This window comes from Klebsiella planticola (assembly GCF_000783935.2).
Classification (GTDB): domain Bacteria; phylum Pseudomonadota; class Gammaproteobacteria; order Enterobacterales; family Enterobacteriaceae; genus Klebsiella; species Klebsiella planticola.
The window spans coordinates 4,274,127-4,289,866 of the sequence record NZ_CP026047.1 but is presented as its reverse complement, the minus strand read 5'-3'; the positions used below and the strand labels follow the sequence as shown (position 1 = coordinate 4,289,866).

Below are 15,740 nucleotides of genomic sequence, written 5' to 3'. Positions count from 1 at the left end.
GCATTTTTTCTCCGGCGTACGCAGCGACCAGCCGCAGATAACATCCCGCTCGTGGATCATCATCATCGCCTGACTCCCCCGATAAAAGGCATAACAGTCAGGCAACTGTTATCACAAAAAATAGCCTTTCTGCCTCTGCAACCCGAAACTCTCGCCGCCTAGAATTGCGCTGAATCAATTTTCTTGCGGAGTTCTGCATGTTCGGTCTTGATGCATTCCACCTGGCGCGAATTCAATTCGCCTTTACCGTCTCATTTCACATTATCTTTCCCGCCATAACCATCGGCCTGGCCAGCTATCTGGCGGTACTGGAAGGGTTGTGGCTGAAGACAAAAAATCCTGTCTGGCGCTCGCTTTACCACTTCTGGTCAAAGATTTTCGCCGTTAACTTCGGCATGGGCGTCGTCTCCGGTCTGGTGATGGCCTACCAGTTCGGCACCAACTGGAGCGGTTTTTCCGAGTTTGCCGGCAGTATTACCGGCCCGCTGCTGACTTATGAAGTCCTGACTGCCTTCTTCCTTGAGGCCGGGTTCCTCGGGGTCATGCTCTTTGGCTGGAACCGCGTCAGCCCCGGCATGCACTTTTTCGCCACCTGCATGGTCGCGCTGGGGACCATCATCTCGACCTTCTGGATCCTCGCCTCCAACAGCTGGATGCAGACGCCGCAGGGGTTTGAAATCGTTAACGGCCAGGTGGCTCCCGTCGACTGGTTCGCGGTTATCTTCAACCCGTCGTTCCCGTATCGTCTGCTTCATATGACGGTAGCGGCTTTTCTTAGCAGCGCGCTGTTCGTCGGCGCCTCGGCGGCGTGGCATCTGCTGCGCGGTAATAACACGCCGGCAATTCGCGCAATGTTTTCAATGGCGCTGTGGATGACGCTTATCGTTGCCCCCATTCAGGCGATGATTGGCGATATGCACGGCCTGAACACCCTGAAACATCAGCCGGCAAAAATTGCCGCCATCGAGGGACACTGGGAAAACCGGCCGGGGGAACCGACGCCCCTGCTGCTGTTCGGCTGGCCGGATATGGCGCAGGAGCGCACCCGCTATGGCCTTGAGATCCCGGCACTCGGTAGCCTGATCCTGACGCATAGTCTGGATAAACAGGTTCCTGCCCTGAAAGAATTCGCGCCGCAGGACCGCCCCAACTCGACCATTGTCTTCTGGTCATTTCGCCTGATGGCCGGGCTCGGCATGCTGATGATCCTGCTTGGAGCGCTGGCGCTATGGCTGCGCTACCGCCAGCGCCTGTATCAGTCGAAACCCTTCCTGCGCTTTGCCCTGTGGATGGGCCCTTCCGGGCTGATTGCCATTCTCGCCGGTTGGGTCACCACCGAAGTGGGCCGTCAGCCCTGGGTGGTCTATGGCGTACAGCGCACTGCCGATGCCGTCTCCGCCCATGGCGACCTGCATATGACTATCAGTCTGCTGACCTTTTTCATCGTCTATAGCTCGGTATTTGGCGTCGGCTACAGCTATATGCTGCGCCTGATCCGCAAAGGACCGCAGACCTTCAATCCACCGCTATCCGGTACCCCGGCCCGCCCGCTCTCCGCGGCAACGGAAGGTTTTCAGTATAAGGAGTCCCGCTAATGGGGATCGATCTCTCAGTTATCTGGTTCGTCATTATCGTCTTCGCCACCCTGATGTACATCGTGATGGATGGCTTCGATTTAGGGATCGGCATTTTGTTCTCGACCACCCGCGATGCTGAAGACCGTGACGTCATGGTTAACAGCGTGGCGCCGGTCTGGGACGGCAACGAAACCTGGCTGGTGCTTGGCGGCGCCGGGCTGTTCGGCGCGTTTCCCCTCGCCTATGCGGTGATTATCGATGCGCTGGCGATCCCGCTAACGTTAATGCTCATCGGCCTGATTTTTCGCGGCGTGGCTTTTGAGTTTCGCTTTCAGGCAACGCCGTCACACCGCCCGTTCTGGGATCGCGCTTTTCTTGGCGGCTCGCTGCTGGCCACCTTTTCCCAGGGGGTGGTTGTTGGGGCGGTCATTAATGGCTTTTCGGTGAGCGGACGCGCGTTTAGCGGCGGGATGCTCGACTGGCTGACGCCGTTTACCCTGTTCTGCGGTCTCGGATTGACCATTGCCTATGCGCTGCTGGGCGCCACCTGGCTGGTCATGAAGAGCGAAAACCCGCTGCAGGACAAAATGCGCCATACCTCGCGGACGCTGCTGCTGGCGCTGCTGATCGCAATCGCCGTCATCAGCCTGTGGACACCGCTGGTGCAGCCGGCCATCGCCGCCCGTTGGTTCACTCTGCCGAACCTCTTTTTCCTGCTGCCGGTTCCCCTGCTGGTTGTGGCGTTCGGGGCCTGGCTGTGGCGGGACCTGCGCAACCCACACCGCCATGCGCTGCCCTTTATTCTGACGCTGGGCCTGGTGTTTCTCGGCTTCAGCGGTCTGGGGATCAGTATCTGGCCGCACATTATTCCGCCGGGCATTACGCTGTGGCAGGCCGCCGCGCCGCCGCAGAGCCAGGGCTTCATGCTGGTAGGCGCCCTGCTGATTATTCCGGTGATCCTCGGCTATACCTTCTGGAGCTATTACGTGTTTCGCGGCAAAGTCCAACATGGTGAGGGGTATCATTGATGAATCAGTCACGACTGAAGCAATTATTATGGATGGTCGCGCTGTGGGGGACCAGCGTGCTGGCGCTGGGGGCAGTCAGTATGCTTTTTCGCTTTTTAATGACCGCGGCCGGGCTGAAAGTTTAATCCCCGGCGCTGCGGATTACTCTGATTAGCAAGAACTCCATTGTCTCTCCATTTTTATTTGCTGAAATCTCAAAGCACATAAAAATAAAGGATGTAGCGATGAAAAAGATTGTCTTGTTATCTGCGGCGATGTCGTTGGCGCTCTCTTCCCTGACCTTTGCGGCCGATAATCCCCCGCCGCCTCCGGGGAAAGCGGCCGCAGGCCAACAGCATAACGGCCACAATAAGAACCTGCAGCAGCACAGCGCTAAACGGCCAGCGCAGAGCGCACAGCATAACGGCAAACCGTCGTCGAAAGGCAAGTCGCCCGCACACGGCAACCAACAGCCGCCGAAAGACGGCCAGCACAATGGCAAACCGTTGCCACCGAAAAAATAATCCTGCTGTGGCCCGACGCGTGCATCGCGCCGGGCTTTTTTTCGCCATTCGTCAGGAAAGACTGACGCAGACTTTGCTCTTCTTTGATAACCCGATAATAAAGCTCAAGAAATTCAGAGCATAGTAGCCCCACTCGTCTGTCACTGGAAATAGATATGCTCAAGAGATGCGTTTCGGCGTTAGTGCTGATGTGTGCGTTATTTTCCGGCCATCTGCTGGCCCGCAAACAAGGACATGAATACTTCCCGGTACAAAGCCTCGAACAGCAGCTGCTGCACGAGGCCGACAGTGATGAGCTGCGCAGCCAGCGGAACGAGGCCGCCGCCGATCTGCGCGAACGTCACCACTGGCAGAATGCGCGCAAACCAAAAATGGACTTCCGCCAGTAGCGTCTGCCGTCGATCAGGCGCCTTTACGCTTTGGCAGGGTCTTCAACAGCTCATCCGGACTGACCGAGGCGACAACGCTCCCCGGAAGCGGCATTTTCAAAATATGATTTTTCATTTTGCCGATGACGTGCATTTCGCACGGACGGCAGTCGAATTTCAGCGTCAGCACTTCATCACCGTGAATGAGCTGCATCGGCGTCGCTTTCCAGCTCTTAATCGACCCCTTGGCCTGCTTCGGACATAAATTGAAGGCAAAACGCAGACAGTGTTTAGTGATCATCACCGGCACGTCGCCCTTCTCTTCATGCGCTTCATAGGCCGCATCGATCAGCTTTACGCCATAGCGCTGGTAAAACGCACGCGCCTTATGGTTATAGACGTTGGCAAGGAACGACAGATGGGTTTCAGGGTAAACCGGCGGCGGCACGGAAACCGCTTTACGCTGGCCGCGCGGCGCGGCATTCACCCGCGCCTCGTCCAGGCGTTCTACCGTTTCCCGACGCAGTTGGTTCAGCAGGCTATTCGGCACAAACAGCGCGCCGGGGAGATTGATCTGCACATCGCGGGCAAAATAGATAGTCTGCCCCAGCTTGGCCACGCCGTCCCGTAGGTTCGCCAGCGCTTTCTCCGCCTGGGTCGCTTCGGCAAACTCGCCGTCCAGGGTGTGGGTGACGCTGACGCCATCTTCGCAGGTCATCGTCAGCACCAGCTGCTCCTGCCAGCCGCTGAGGTTGATGTCGACCGCAATCCGCCGCTCGCTGGAGGTCTTTTGCAAAGCCTGCTGCCAGTTATGGTCGAGGTTACGGTTCAACACCTGGTGAGGCCGAACTTTATGCAGATCGGCCGGCATCTCGTTCGGCCATACGCGATAGCGATTTTCGCCGGTTTTTTCCACCGTGTTGGCGCGGAAACCGACGATTTCGCGCTTAATCATCACGTTGAGGCCATCGCCATTGGTCAGCGCCTCGGTCACTTCAACATCCAGGTGGTCTTTAGCCACTTTCAGCACTTCACCCACCGGCAGGCCGATAAATTTCGGTGAATCAAACGCGCCGATGTCGCCTTTGCGCGCATTGACAAAGTAGTCGGTGCTGCCGCGATGGAAGGTTTTATCCGTCGAGGGGACGAAAAAGTGTTCGGTGCGCCCGGCGGACGAACGCATCAGATCGCCGCGATCTTCAATAATCGCGTCGAGCATCTGACGATAGTGCGCGGTGATGTTCTTCACGTAGCTCATATCTTTGTAGCGACCTTCAATTTTGAAGGAGCGCACGCCGGCATCGATCAACTGGGCCAGGTTGGCGGTCTGATCGTTGTCTTTCATCGACAGAAGGTGTTTCTCATAGGCCACCACGCGGCCCTGGTCATCTTTCAGGGTATACGGCAAACGGCACGCCTGGGAGCAGTCTCCGCGGTTGGCGCTGCGCCCGGTCTGGGCATGAGAGATATTGCACTGCCCGGAATAGGCCACGCACAGGGCGCCGTGAATAAAGAACTCGATCGTCGCGTCGGTATTATCGTAAATCGCTTTAATCTGTTGCAGGTTGAGCTCGCGCGCCAGCACGATTTGGCTAAAGCCGACGTCGGAGAGGAATTTTGCCTTCTCGACGCTGCGAATATCGCACTGGGTGCTGGCGTGCAGCTCAATCGGCGGAATATCCAGCTCCATCACCCCCATATCCTGCACGATCAGCGCATCAACGCCGGTTTCATACAGGTCGGTAATCAGTCGCTGCGCCGGTTCCAGCTCATCATCGTGCAGGATCGTATTCAGCGTCACAAAGATTTTCGCGCCGTAGCGATGGGCGAAAGGCACCAGTCCGGCGATATCGCTGAGGCTGTTGCTGGCGTTGTGGCGTGCGCCGAAACCCGGTCCGCCGATATAAACCGCGTCTGCGCCGTGTAAAATCGCTTCACGGGCGATCCCGACATCGCGGGCGGGGCTAAGAAGTTCAAGATGATGGTTGTGCAGGCGCATACGCTCGTCGTTATCCGTTATAGGGGGTCGAAATGGCGGCTATTGTAGTCAGAAGTGGGCACAGACGAAATCATTTTCCATCACGGGGAATGGGTGAATTTTCAGTTTCCAGCAAAGCATTGAAGGAAAAGGTATTTCCTTCGCAAAACGTCTACGGTTACAGTCATCACGTATTCCGGATTTTCCTCGTCACGTTGTGAGTGGTTACATTAATCATTTGATTGGCCGCAGGTTAAATCTCTGCGGCTTTTTCTTTGGGATAATGAATCAGCGAGTGAAAATGGGCCGTTTGCGCGCCGCTGTTACGATAGGCATGCGCCAGATCTCCGGCAAACCGCCGCCCTTCTCCGCTCGTTAGCGTCAGCCACTCCCCCTGCAGACACAGATCCAGCACGCCGCTTATCACCACCACATGTTCAATCACCCCTTTCTCGTGCGGCGTGGATTCGCTGAGCGCGCCGGGGGCGAGAGTAATCGAGAAGTGGTCAAAACGCAGCTCCGGGTCCCACGGGAAAATGGGCGTCACTACCATCGCCTGCTGCTGCGGGTCAAAGGCGGTCGGCGCGGTCGATTCATCGGCGACGATAAACGCCGAGAAAGGCACGTTCAGACCGGTGGCGATTTTCCACAAGGTCGCCACCGTCGGGCTGGATTCATTTCGCTCAACCTGCCCGAGCATCGCTTTTGACACCCCGGTCTCTTCCGCCAGTCGCGACAGACTCCAGCCGCGCTGTTGACGCAGCGTTTTCAGGGTCGTCGCCAGATGTTGCGCAATATTCATTCCACCTCCTGATATGCTCAGCAGAAATTATACGCGCATTCGTATGATTCTACAGGGAGTTTCGTCGGGAAACGCGTCTGGAACTGCCGGGACGACGATAACGGCGGCATGGAAAGAGGGAAAAGATGGTTGTGCGTTATAGCGCACGGTGCTACATTTTGTCGGATGTTATAACGCACAAGAGGTCACTATGCGCTCGTTCTCACTCCCGCTGCCAACGCTGCTCGCCGGGTTTATCGCCGTCCTGGTCGGCTACGCCAGCTCAGCCGCCATTATCTGGCAAGCCGCCGCCAGCGCAGGTGCCAATGCGGATCAGATAGCCGGCTGGATGACGGCCCTCGGCCTGGGGATGGGGATCAGCACGCTGGCCCTCACGCTATGGCGCAAAGTGCCGATCCTTACCGCCTGGTCAACCCCCGGCGCCGCGCTACTGGTCAGCGGCTTACCGGGCGCGACGCTGAACCAGGCGGTCGGCGTGTTTATCTTTGCCAATGGTCTAATGGTGCTATGCGGGCTGACCGGCCTTTTTGCCCGGCTGATGAAAATTATCCCCCACTCGCTCGCCGCCGCCATGCTGGCAGGGATTTTACTGCGCTTCGGCCTGCAGGCCTTCGCCACCCTTGAAGACCATCTCCTGCTGTGCGGCGCAATGCTGGCAGCCTGGCTGCTGTGTAAAGCGCTGTATCCACGCTTTGCGGTGGTGGCTGCGCTGCTGGTCGGCGGCGCCATCGCCGTGTTCTCCGGCAATGTCGCCGGGAACCACATCAGCCTTGCTTTTGTCGCCCCGGAATATATCGCGCCGCAGTTTACCCCGTCACTGCTGCTCAGCGTCGGCGTGCCGTTCTTCCTGGTCACCATGGCCTCGCAAAACGCCCCCGGGTTCGCCACGATGCAGGCTTCCGGTTATCGGGTGCCCGTGTCGCCGCTGATTGTCGCGACCGCCGGACTGGCGCTGATACTGTCCCCTTTTGGCGTCTACTCCATCTGTATTGCCGCCATTACCGCCGCCATCTGCCAAAGTCCGGAGGCCCATCCTGACCCGCAGCGGCGCTGGCTGGCCGCTGCCGCCGCGGGCGGTTTTTATCTGCTGGCCGGGCTGTTCGGCGGTTCGATTACCGCCTTGATGTCCGCGCTGCCGACGGCGTGGATTCAGATGCTGGCAGGGCTGGCGCTGCTCGGAACGCTTGGCGGGAGTCTGTTTCAGGCGCTGAATCAGGAGAATGAACGCGATGCGGCGGGGGTGACGTTTCTGGTCACCGCCAGCGGCGTGACCTTAGCGGGAATCGGCTCGGCATTCTGGGGGCTGGTGCTCGGCGGCGTGAGTTTCGCCCTGCTGTCAGCGCTGCGCCGCACGTAACTGCGAAGGGGTCAGACCGGTGGCGCTTTTCACCCGGTTGCTGAAATGGCTGGCGGAGCTGAAACCGCAGGCCATCGCGATATCGGTCAACGGCCGGGCGCTGCGGCATATAAGCTCCTGCGCTTTGACCATCCGCCGCTGCATCACATACTGGTGCGGCGCCATGTTCATTGACTGCCGGAACATCCGCGCGAAGTGATATTCGCTGAGCGCCGCCTCCTGCGCCAGATCGGCCAGCGTCAGCGGCTGATCCAGGTTCTCCTCAACCCACGCCAGCAGATTACGCAGAACGTGCGGCGCCAGGCCACCGGAGACCGTGGGCAACCGCCACTGAACGTTCGAGTAGTGCTGAATAAGATGGGTCAGCAGCAGCGTGCTGGCGGAGCTTAAGGTCAGCTGGTTGGCCTGCTGCTGCCAGTCGTAATCGAGAAGAAACTGGCGATAGACGGCGGTAATTTTATCATCCCGGGAAAAGGTCTGTTCCTGCAGACTAAACGAGGCCGGGCTGCGGTCCCAGATCTGCTCGCCGACCCGACGCAGATGGTCGTCGGTACAGTACAGATGCACGAACGAGAGGTCGCCGCGAATATCCCAGGTGCTCTCAGCTCCCTTCGGCATCAGGCAAAAACGGTCCGGACCCCCGCCGTTTTTCCAGCCGGCGGGGGTTTTCTGATAACTTTCGTAGCCATCCGCGACGTACAGACTCAGGGTATGGTGGTCGCTGCGCACCGTCACCGTATCGCGATTGTTATACCACGCCGCCAGTTGAATACCGGAGTTGAGCTCCACCGTCTCCCGCAGGACGGCTTTTTGTCGGCGTAATGTTTCGAACGTCCCGTAAGCCATGGCCTTCACACATCTGATTTCGTAAACCCCTAGTCTATGAAGAGTCGGCAGCGGATACCAGATCTCTCCGGTCATTCGGTAAAAATAAGCGCAAGAATTTGCAAGTCCAACCCGCAAGGATGACAGCGGCGGCGCTCAATAACCGCCACACTGCGTCTTTGGTGTGCTTATGGGAGAAATATTTTGAACGCAATACTGTACGGGCTGGTGGTCGTTATCTGGGGAACGACATGGATTGCCATCTTTTTACAACAGGGGCCGGTCTCCGCGCCGGTCTCCATTTTCTGGCGTTTCGCGGTCGCCAGCGTCACGATGCTGGCGATACTGCTGGCAACCCGTCGTCTGCGTCCGCTGGCGCTGCGCGATCATCTGTTCTGTGTAGTGCAGGGCTGCTGCGTCTTCTGTTTCAACTTCTGGTGCTTTTATACCGCCGCCGCGCACATCAACACCGGTCTTGAATCGGTTATTTTTTCCATGGCGGTCCTGTTTAACGCCATCAACGGGTTTATTTTCTTCCGTCAGCAGCCGCCCGTTCGTTTCTGGCTTGCCGCCGCGCTTGGCCTCGTGGGGATTATCACGCTGTTCTGGGACGATCTGCTCAGTAACGGGCTCAACGCCTCCCTGCTGTGGGGAATTGGTCTCAGCGCGCTGGGAACCTACGGTTTTTCTCTCGGCAATATGCTCAGTATGCGCCACCAGCGCCGTGGTCTGGAAACCCTGACCACCAACAGCTGGGCGATGCTCTACGGCACCCTGGTGATGGGAGCTATCGCTCTGGTGCGCGGCGATGATTTCACGCCCCAGTGGACGTTGAGCTATATGGGCGCGCTGCTGTACCTGGCGCTGTTCGGATCGGTGATTGCGTTCGGCGCTTACTTTACGCTGGTTGGCCGGATTGGCGCCGGAAAAGCCGCCTACAGTACCCTGCTGTTCCCGCTGGTGGCCCTGACGATTTCGACCTTTTACGAAGGCTACGTCTGGCACAGCAACGCGGTTATCGGGCTGGCGCTGATTCTGGTGGGGAATCTGGTGATGTTTGCCCGTCCCGAGCAGTGGTTCCTGCGCCGCAGACTGGCTTAATCCCTGCCGGCTGACATAAAACAGGCGCCCTCGTGAAGGGCGCCTGAGACTTGTGACAAGCCTGTTTTAAATATCGTGCCCACGTTTTGCCGGGTGGCGGCTGACGCCTGACCCGGCCTACAAAACCCGTCATCGCTAAGATTTGCACAAGCTCTGGAGGCCCGTACAAGCGCAGCGCCATCGGGCAATTTAAGAGGCTTGCTCTGTCGACAATCCAGTGCGCTATCCCGAAGGGTGCCTGAGATTCATGACAGGCCCGTTTTAAACATCGTGCCCACGTTTTGCCGGGTGGCGGCTGACGCCTGACCCGGCCTACAAAACCCGTCATCGCTAAGATTTGCACAAGCTCTGTAGGCCCGTACAAGCGCAGCGCCATCGGGCAATTTAAGAGGCTTGCTCTGTCGACAATCCAGTGCGCTATCCCGAAGGGTGCCTGAGATTCATGACAGGCCCGTTTTAAACATCGTGCCCACGTTTTGCCGGGTGGCGGCTGACGCCTGACCCGGCCTACAAAACCCGTCACCGCTAAGATTTGCACAAGCTCTGTAGGCCCGTACAAGCGCAGCGCCGTCGGGCAATTTAAGTGGCTTGCTCTGTCAACAATCCAGTGCGCTATCCCGAAGGGTGCCTGAGATTCATGACAGGCCCGTTTTAAACATCGTGCCCACGTTTTGCCGGGTGACGGCTGACGCCTGACCCGGCCTACAAAACCCGTCATCGCTAAGATTTGCACAAGCTCTGTAGGCCCGTACAAGCGCAGCGCCGTCGGGCAATGTGATTTGCCGACAATCTGAGACGCCCTTCAGGAGGCGCCTTTTGCGTTGTCGCAGGATTATTTCTGCGTCGGGTCAAATTTCACGGCATCGATCGCCATGTCATCAATCACCTGTTTCAGGGTATCAATGGTCATCGGCGTACTTTCGTTCGCCAGCGCTTTGCCTTCGCCCTTACGCACCACTTTGACCACCGGTTTATTGGTCGCCGGATCAATCAGCTCCCCTTCAAAGTAGAGGTTGGTATCCATTGTCCGGTGCCCGGTCGCCATCTGCGTTCCTGCCACCACCATCGCGACCGGAACCACTTCATAGAATTGCAGCCCCTCTTTACTGGAATCCACGCCGGTGATCGCGCCGCGGAAAATCAGGCTGCGCGGGCCGGGTTTCGCTACCAGCGGTTTACGCTCGGCTATCGCCTGCTTCATCTGTTTGTTGGTATAAGCGAGAATATCGCTCAGCGCTTTTTCCCCGACCTGGGTAGAGGGTTTTGGCACCGGGTAATAGGTAATCGGGTTATAGACGATGCTATCGTAGTTTTGCGGATTGTAATCCGCAGCGATCCAGCGCAGTTCTGGCTTACCAGAAGCCGACGTCGTTTCTTTTAAGTTCGAATAGTCTTTTAAGAAACCAGAATATTTTTCCGGGGCGGCAATTTTTGAGGCACAGCCCGCGAGTGCTAACAGACCAGCAAGTGCTGCCACTTTAAAAATGAAATGAGTACGCATGAGTGAATCCCTGTAAATGCAGTTGTCGGCGCGATTTATAGCAAAATACCAAGGTAAGTTTTGTGACAAAAAAAGGGGAACGTCAAACGTTTGAAAAAATAAATCCGCCACGGTGGGCGGATTGACATTTATTGTTTACTTTATGTCGACCTGATAGAAAATATGCTTGCCAAAAGGATCAATTTCATAGTCAGAAATTTCTTTGCGTACCGGTTCAAAAATAGTCGAATGCGCAATCATCACCGCCGGCATTTGGTCATGCATCATCTGCTGCGCCTGTTTATACAGCGCTTCGCGTTTTGGACGATCGGTAATCGATTTTGCCTCGGCGATAATTTTATCAAATGGCTGATAGCACCATTTCGCCGAGTTAGAGCCGCCGTTCGCCGACTGACAGGTAAATAGCGGCCCGAAGAAGTTGTCGGGATCGCCGGTCGCCGTGGTCCAGCCCATCAACGCCGCCTGATGCTCGCCATCTTTTACCCGCTTCAGATATTCACCCCATTCATAGGTGGTGATTTTGGTCTGTACGCCGATTTTAGCCCAGTCGGCCTGAATCATTTCCGCCATCCGCTTAGCGTTGGGGTTATAAGGACGCTGCACCGGCATCGCCCACAGATCGATCGTTAACGGACCGCTAATACCCGCCTCCTGCAGCAGCGCTTTGGCTTTCTGCGGGTCATAGTCATAATCTTTCAGTTCCGCGTCCGCGCTCCATACCCCCGGCGGCAGCAGGTTTTTCGCCTGCGTGCCGGTACCGTGGAACACCGCTTCAATAATCGCCGGCTTATTAATCGCCATCGCCAGGGCCTGACGCACTTTGACATTGTCCAGCGGCGGTTTTTGCGTATTAAAAGCAAGGAACCCGGTATTCAAGCCAGCCTTATTCAGCAGATGAATGTTTTTATTTTCCTTCATCCTGGGCAAATCGGCCGGATTAGGAAATGGCATCACCTGGCATTCATTCTTTTCCAGTTTGGCATAGCGCACCGAAGCGTCCGGGGTAATGCTAAAAACCAGCCGATCGATTTTTGCTTTCCCCTGCCAGTAGTCCGGGAAGGCGGTATAAAGAATGCGGGAATCTTTCTGATACTGCGCCAGCTTAAAGGGACCGGTGCCAATCGGGTCGGAATCGACGCGCTGCGGGGTACCGGCTTTGAGCATCGCATCCGCATATTCCGCCGATAACACAGAGGCAAAATACCACGCCAGGTCCGCCACAAACGGCGCTTCGGCGCGGGCCAACGTAAAGCGCACCGTATACTCATCAGGCTTATCAATAGCGGTAATTAACTGGCCAAACTCCAGGCTTTCAAAGTTAGAGTAGCTGCCGCCGGAGACGTTGTGATAAGGATGCTGCGGATCTTTTTGCCGCATAAAGGAGAAAATCACATCGTCGGCATTAAAATCGCGGGTGGGCGTGAAATATTTATTACTTTGAAACTTCACCCCTTTGCGTAAATGGAAGGTATAGACTTTTCCGTCGTCGCTGACCTCCCAGCTTTCCGCGAGGCTCGGCTGCAGTTCGGTGGTGCCCACCTTAAAGTCAACCAGCCGGTTATAAACCGGAACCGCGCTGGCGTCCACGCTGGTACCGGAGGTGTAGAGCTGAGGATTGAAATTCTCCGGCGATCCTTCGGAGCAGTAAACCAGCGTTTTTGCGCTCACGGCGGAACCAAACGTGAGTGCCGTTATTGTCAGAGCAAGCGTGGTGAGTTTGCGTTGCATAACGTTTTCCTTTTTTAATTTGTCAGCTAATGAATAGCTTGTTGTTTTCCTGCCCATACATAACACTAAAGCCAGATTGCAAACACCTGAAAAAATAAATAAAGAAGGAATCACTATGCCATCTCCACTTGCCAGTCAATTGACCCAGCGCTTCTTCCGCTACCTGGCCATCAGCAGCCAAAGCGACCCGCGCGCTACCACGCTGCCAACCACGCCGGGACAACATGAGATGGCCCGCGAGCTTGCCGACGAGTTACGCCGCCTTGGGCTGGACGATATCGTGATTGATGACCATGCCACCGTCACCGCGGTAAAAAGAGGGAATGTTCCGGGCGCGCCGCGGATTGGCTTTATCACCCACATCGACACCGTGGACGTCGGGCTGTCCCCGGACATTCATCCACAAATTTTGCGTTTTACCGGCGAGGATCTGTGCCTGAATAGTGAAAAGCAGATCTGGCTGCGGGTTGCCGAGCATCCGGAGATTCTCGCCTACCCGGACGAAGAGATTATTTTCAGCGATGGCACCAGTGTGCTCGGCGCCGACAACAAATCGGCGGTCACGGTGGTGGTGACGGTGCTGGAAAACCTGACGCCGGAACATCGTCACGGTGATATCGTGGTGGCCTTCGTCCCCGATGAAGAGGTGGGCCTGCGGGGGGCGAAAGCGCTGGATCTCAGCCGTTTTGCCGTCGATTTTGCCTGGACTATCGACTGCTGCGAACTGGGCGAGATCGTGTATGAGAACTTTAACGCCGCGGCGGCGGAGATTCGCTTCACCGGGGTGACCGCCCATCCGATGTCCGCCAAAGGTGTGCTGGTCAACCCGCTACTGATGGCCGCCGATTACATCAGCCATTTCGATCGCCTGCAGACGCCAGAACACACCGCTGGACGCGAAGGTTACGTCTGGTTTAACGGCATTCAGGGCGATCAAAACAGCACCCTGCTGCAGGCCAGCATTCGCGATTTCGACAGCGAGAGCTTTTTACGCCGCAAACAGCAGATTGGCGACGTCGCTGAACACATTGCCGCACAATACCCGACGGCCAGCGTCGAATTTTCGATTAGCGACACCTACAGCAACATCAGCAATGCCATTGGCGACGATCGCCGGGCCATTGACCTGATGTTCGAAGCCATGGAGAGCATTGGCGTGACGCCAAAACCTACGCCAATGCGCGGCGGTACCGATGGTGCGGCGCTCTCGGCAAAAGGCCTGCTAACGCCCAACTTCTTCACCGGCGCGCACAACTTCCACTCGAAATTTGAGTTTTTGCCGCTGCGCGCCTTTGAGGCCTCGTATCATACGGCGTTACAGCTCTGCCTGCTGGCGGCCCGTTAAACCGGCTTTTGCGCCAGCATGGTGGCAAAACGCAGTTTGATACGGTTGCCGTTGGCATCGGTGCGGTGCAGCTCGCCCACCTCTTCGTTGTACCTGAGGAACGACCAGCCGGCGTAGTAGCGCCGCAGTTCCTCAGGTTTAAAGGCAAACGGGAAGCCAACGGTGCAGGGATAATCGTCGGTGTCCATTGCCGCAACGATCAGGTTGTAGCCGCCCGGTCTGGTGCAACGCTGCATGTTCGCGATGAGTCCCGGAATAGTTTTCGCTTCAAGGAACATCAGTACCACGGTGGAGAGAATAAAGTCATATTCACCGTCGAAGCTTAAGCTATTCAGATCCTTGACCGCCGCCTGGAGATTGCTCAGCTCTTCCTGCGCACGAATGCTCTCCAGATTATTGATGCTCATCGGGTTTTTATCCCACGCCGTCACATCAAAGCCGTTTGCCGCCAGATAGAGGCTATTGCGCCCGTTGCCACACCCCAGATCCAGCGCTTTTCCCGGCGGCACCTGGGTCGCGGCATAGACCACTTCCGAGTGGGTACGGGTCAGCCCGTATTTATCAGTAAAGTAGTTTTCGTCACGGATAGTCATGATAAGTCCTTATTGTTTAATAATGTGGCCCGGTCGACGCGAATCAGCAATTTCCCCCGCAGCAACAGCAGAAACGTGCGTAGCAACAGCAGTCCAATAATCAGATTGGTAAAGATAAACAACGGAATCGATAAGTAATGGAACAAGCCGCTCGGCTGGCTGTGTCCAAGATGCAATCCGGTGCTGGCCAATGCGGAAATACCAAAAGAAAAGCTCCAGAAGGACGCATTGAACGGCTGCCGCAGGTACCACGGCATCAGACGTAGCATAAACAGCAGTTGTAAAAGGCCATAGCCAAACAGCAGTTTGGCGAACGTATCCGCCTCTGCGCCGTTGACGCTGAGCCAGGCGCTGCACGCCACCAGCGCTGGCGCCAGCTGGATACCCAGCGAGGTGCGCATCGCGGCGGGCAGTTCGCCATGGCTGCGTAGTCGTTGCAGAATCACCGGCTCCAGGCTCAGCCACGAGAAGATCCCGGCGCCAAGAAACACCAGCCCGGCATCGTTAAAGCCGAGCGCCCCGCAGGCCATCGCGCTGATGAAATTGTTTGCCACCGTCGGTAAATAGAGTCCCGGCGTGGTGGCATCGCTCGGGTGTTTTCCGCGCCATAGCCCGGCGCTCTGCCAGGCGGAATAGCTCAGCTGGAGCACCACGCCAAGGCTGAACAGCAGCAGCGAGAGCGGGCGAAACCACGGTACGAAGCCGATAGCCACTAACATCGTGGTGGCGGGAAACAGGCTGACAAAGCTGCTGGCAACCGGATGGCGCATCTCCTGCAGCACGCTCCACGGGAAGCGAATGGCCCGGGAGATAAACGCTATCGTCAGCAGCGCCCAAATCATTGCCGCCAGCGCCACCAGACCATCGCCGATAGCCCGACTCACCGGCCAGAGGGTGCTGGCATAGCGCCACGCGAAGCCCATACCGATCGTGCCCAGCACCATGCCAAAATAACCTGCAGGTAAATTCAGGACCTGCCGTTCAAGCGGTTTTTTATTCATTTTATTTATTTTTTCAATTTATCTTTAAGTTGC

The 15,740-nt window shown here is 56.8% G+C and carries 15 protein-coding genes; 8 read left to right on the top strand and 7 right to left on the bottom strand.

The genetic code is table 11. The annotated features are described in order from the left end of the window. The first annotated feature begins 197 nt into the window (after positions 1–197). The 5 genes from MC50_RS20550 (at position 198) to MC50_RS20530 (ending at position 3,497) form a co-directional block, all read left to right on the top strand. Positions 198–1,595, top strand: a complete 1,398-nt coding sequence (locus MC50_RS20550; RefSeq protein WP_047664846.1) for a cytochrome ubiquinol oxidase subunit I — start codon at positions 198–200, stop codon at positions 1,593–1,595. Then, entirely contained in the window at positions 1,595–2,605 is a 1,011-nt protein-coding gene (cydB, locus tag MC50_RS20545) for a cytochrome d ubiquinol oxidase subunit II (protein WP_047664845.1), read from the top strand. Before MC50_RS20550 ends, cydB begins: the two co-directional genes overlap by 1 nt. Continuing rightward, positions 2,605–2,730 carry a DUF2474 domain-containing protein gene (locus MC50_RS20540; RefSeq protein ID WP_004861503.1) on the top strand — a complete coding sequence of 42 codons (126 nt, stop codon included), beginning with the start codon at positions 2,605–2,607 and terminating at the stop codon, positions 2,728–2,730. Before cydB ends, MC50_RS20540 begins: the two co-directional genes overlap by 1 nt. A gap of 99 nt (positions 2,731–2,829) precedes the next feature. Further along, positions 2,830–3,108 (top strand): hypothetical protein, encoded by a 279-nt coding sequence (locus tag MC50_RS20535; RefSeq protein ID WP_046852580.1) that lies wholly within the window; start codon positions 2,830–2,832, stop codon positions 3,106–3,108. A 155-nt stretch (positions 3,109–3,263) separates the two neighbouring features. Beyond that, positions 3,264–3,497, top strand: a complete 234-nt coding sequence (locus tag MC50_RS20530; RefSeq protein ID WP_032687899.1) for a DUF2554 family protein — start codon at positions 3,264–3,266, stop codon at positions 3,495–3,497. 13 nt (positions 3,498–3,510) lie between these two features. On the opposite strand, the gene MC50_RS20525 is transcribed toward MC50_RS20530, so the two are convergent. Next, positions 3,511–5,475 (bottom strand): peptidase U32 family protein, encoded by a 1,965-nt coding sequence (locus tag MC50_RS20525; protein ID WP_032687901.1) that lies wholly within the window; start codon positions 5,473–5,475, stop codon positions 3,511–3,513. Positions 5,476–5,707: 232 nt separating this feature from the next. After that, a complete protein-coding gene (locus MC50_RS20520) occupies positions 5,708–6,256 on the bottom strand; it encodes a helix-turn-helix domain-containing protein (protein ID WP_032687903.1) in 549 nt (182 codons plus the stop codon). Between the two features lie 190 nt (positions 6,257–6,446). On the opposite strand from MC50_RS20520, the gene MC50_RS20515 reads away from it, so the two are divergent. Further along, positions 6,447–7,613 (top strand): benzoate/H(+) symporter BenE family transporter, encoded by a 1,167-nt coding sequence (locus tag MC50_RS20515; protein WP_032687905.1) that lies wholly within the window; start codon positions 6,447–6,449, stop codon positions 7,611–7,613. Here the strand turns inward: MC50_RS20515 and MC50_RS20510 are convergent. Next, positions 7,593–8,459 (bottom strand): helix-turn-helix domain-containing protein, encoded by an 867-nt coding sequence (locus MC50_RS20510; RefSeq protein WP_032696295.1) that lies wholly within the window; start codon positions 8,457–8,459, stop codon positions 7,593–7,595. The genes MC50_RS20515 and MC50_RS20510 overlap by 21 nt on opposite strands. 183 nt (positions 8,460–8,642) lie before the next feature. Between MC50_RS20510 and MC50_RS20505 the strand changes: the two genes are divergently transcribed. Beyond that, positions 8,643–9,539, top strand: coding sequence for a DMT family transporter (locus MC50_RS20505; protein WP_047664844.1), 897 nt, complete (start codon positions 8,643–8,645; stop codon positions 9,537–9,539). 832 nt (positions 9,540–10,371) lie between these two features. Here MC50_RS20505 and MC50_RS20500 read toward each other — a convergent pair. Both MC50_RS20500 and MC50_RS20495 read right to left on the bottom strand, forming a co-directional pair. After that, positions 10,372–11,040 (bottom strand): DUF3313 domain-containing protein, encoded by a 669-nt coding sequence (locus MC50_RS20500; RefSeq protein ID WP_047664843.1) that lies wholly within the window; start codon positions 11,038–11,040, stop codon positions 10,372–10,374. Between the two features lie 135 nt (positions 11,041–11,175). Next, the gene (locus MC50_RS20495; protein WP_032696296.1) at positions 11,176–12,768 is read right to left on the bottom strand and encodes an ABC transporter substrate-binding protein; all 1,593 of its coding nucleotides are present in this window, start codon (positions 12,766–12,768) and stop codon (positions 11,176–11,178) included. Between the two features lie 115 nt (positions 12,769–12,883). Here MC50_RS20495 and pepT point away from each other — a divergent pair, with 115 nt between their 5' ends. Then, a complete protein-coding gene (gene pepT / locus MC50_RS20490; protein ID WP_047664842.1) occupies positions 12,884–14,113 on the top strand; it encodes a peptidase T in 1,230 nt (409 codons plus the stop codon). Here the strand turns inward: pepT and tehB are convergent. Both tehB and tehA read right to left on the bottom strand, forming a co-directional pair. Next, positions 14,110–14,706: a tellurite resistance methyltransferase TehB gene (gene tehB / locus MC50_RS20485; RefSeq protein WP_032687914.1), complete on the bottom strand. Its 597-nt coding sequence runs from the start codon at positions 14,704–14,706 to the stop codon at positions 14,110–14,112. The genes pepT and tehB overlap by 4 nt on opposite strands. Next, on the bottom strand, positions 14,703–15,707 hold the full coding sequence (gene tehA, locus MC50_RS20480; protein WP_032687916.1) for a dicarboxylate transporter/tellurite-resistance protein TehA: 1,005 nt from the start codon (positions 15,705–15,707) through the stop codon (positions 14,703–14,705). The genes tehB and tehA overlap by 4 nt, the downstream gene beginning before the upstream one ends. Positions 15,708–15,740: the final 33 nt, after the last annotated feature.

What these genes read in the sequence shown, in the direction of transcription:
- tehB (WP_032687914.1), bottom strand. Translation starts at nt 14,706, where the DNA reads ATGACTATCCGTGACGAAAACTACTTTACTGATAAATACGGGCTGACC.
- MC50_RS20495 (WP_032696296.1), bottom strand. Translation starts at nt 12,768, where the DNA reads ATGCAACGCAAACTCACCACGCTTGCTCTGACAATAACGGCACTCACG.
- MC50_RS20520 (WP_032687903.1), bottom strand. Translation starts at nt 6,256, where the DNA reads ATGAATATTGCGCAACATCTGGCGACGACCCTGAAAACGCTGCGTCAA.
- MC50_RS20500 (WP_047664843.1), bottom strand. Translation starts at nt 11,040, where the DNA reads ATGCGTACTCATTTCATTTTTAAAGTGGCAGCACTTGCTGGTCTGTTA.
- MC50_RS20530 (WP_032687899.1), top strand. Translation starts at nt 3,264, where the DNA reads ATGCTCAAGAGATGCGTTTCGGCGTTAGTGCTGATGTGTGCGTTATTT.
- MC50_RS20525 (WP_032687901.1), bottom strand. Translation starts at nt 5,475, where the DNA reads ATGCGCCTGCACAACCATCATCTTGAACTTCTTAGCCCCGCCCGCGAT.
- MC50_RS20550 (WP_047664846.1), top strand. Translation starts at nt 198, where the DNA reads ATGTTCGGTCTTGATGCATTCCACCTGGCGCGAATTCAATTCGCCTTT.
- MC50_RS20515 (WP_032687905.1), top strand. Translation starts at nt 6,447, where the DNA reads ATGCGCTCGTTCTCACTCCCGCTGCCAACGCTGCTCGCCGGGTTTATC.
- MC50_RS20540 (WP_004861503.1), top strand. Translation starts at nt 2,605, where the DNA reads ATGAATCAGTCACGACTGAAGCAATTATTATGGATGGTCGCGCTGTGG.
- tehA (WP_032687916.1), bottom strand. Translation starts at nt 15,707, where the DNA reads ATGAATAAAAAACCGCTTGAACGGCAGGTCCTGAATTTACCTGCAGGT.
- MC50_RS20510 (WP_032696295.1), bottom strand. Translation starts at nt 8,459, where the DNA reads ATGGCTTACGGGACGTTCGAAACATTACGCCGACAAAAAGCCGTCCTG.
- pepT (WP_047664842.1), top strand. Translation starts at nt 12,884, where the DNA reads ATGCCATCTCCACTTGCCAGTCAATTGACCCAGCGCTTCTTCCGCTAC.
- cydB (WP_047664845.1), top strand. Translation starts at nt 1,595, where the DNA reads ATGGGGATCGATCTCTCAGTTATCTGGTTCGTCATTATCGTCTTCGCC.
- MC50_RS20535 (WP_046852580.1), top strand. Translation starts at nt 2,830, where the DNA reads ATGAAAAAGATTGTCTTGTTATCTGCGGCGATGTCGTTGGCGCTCTCT.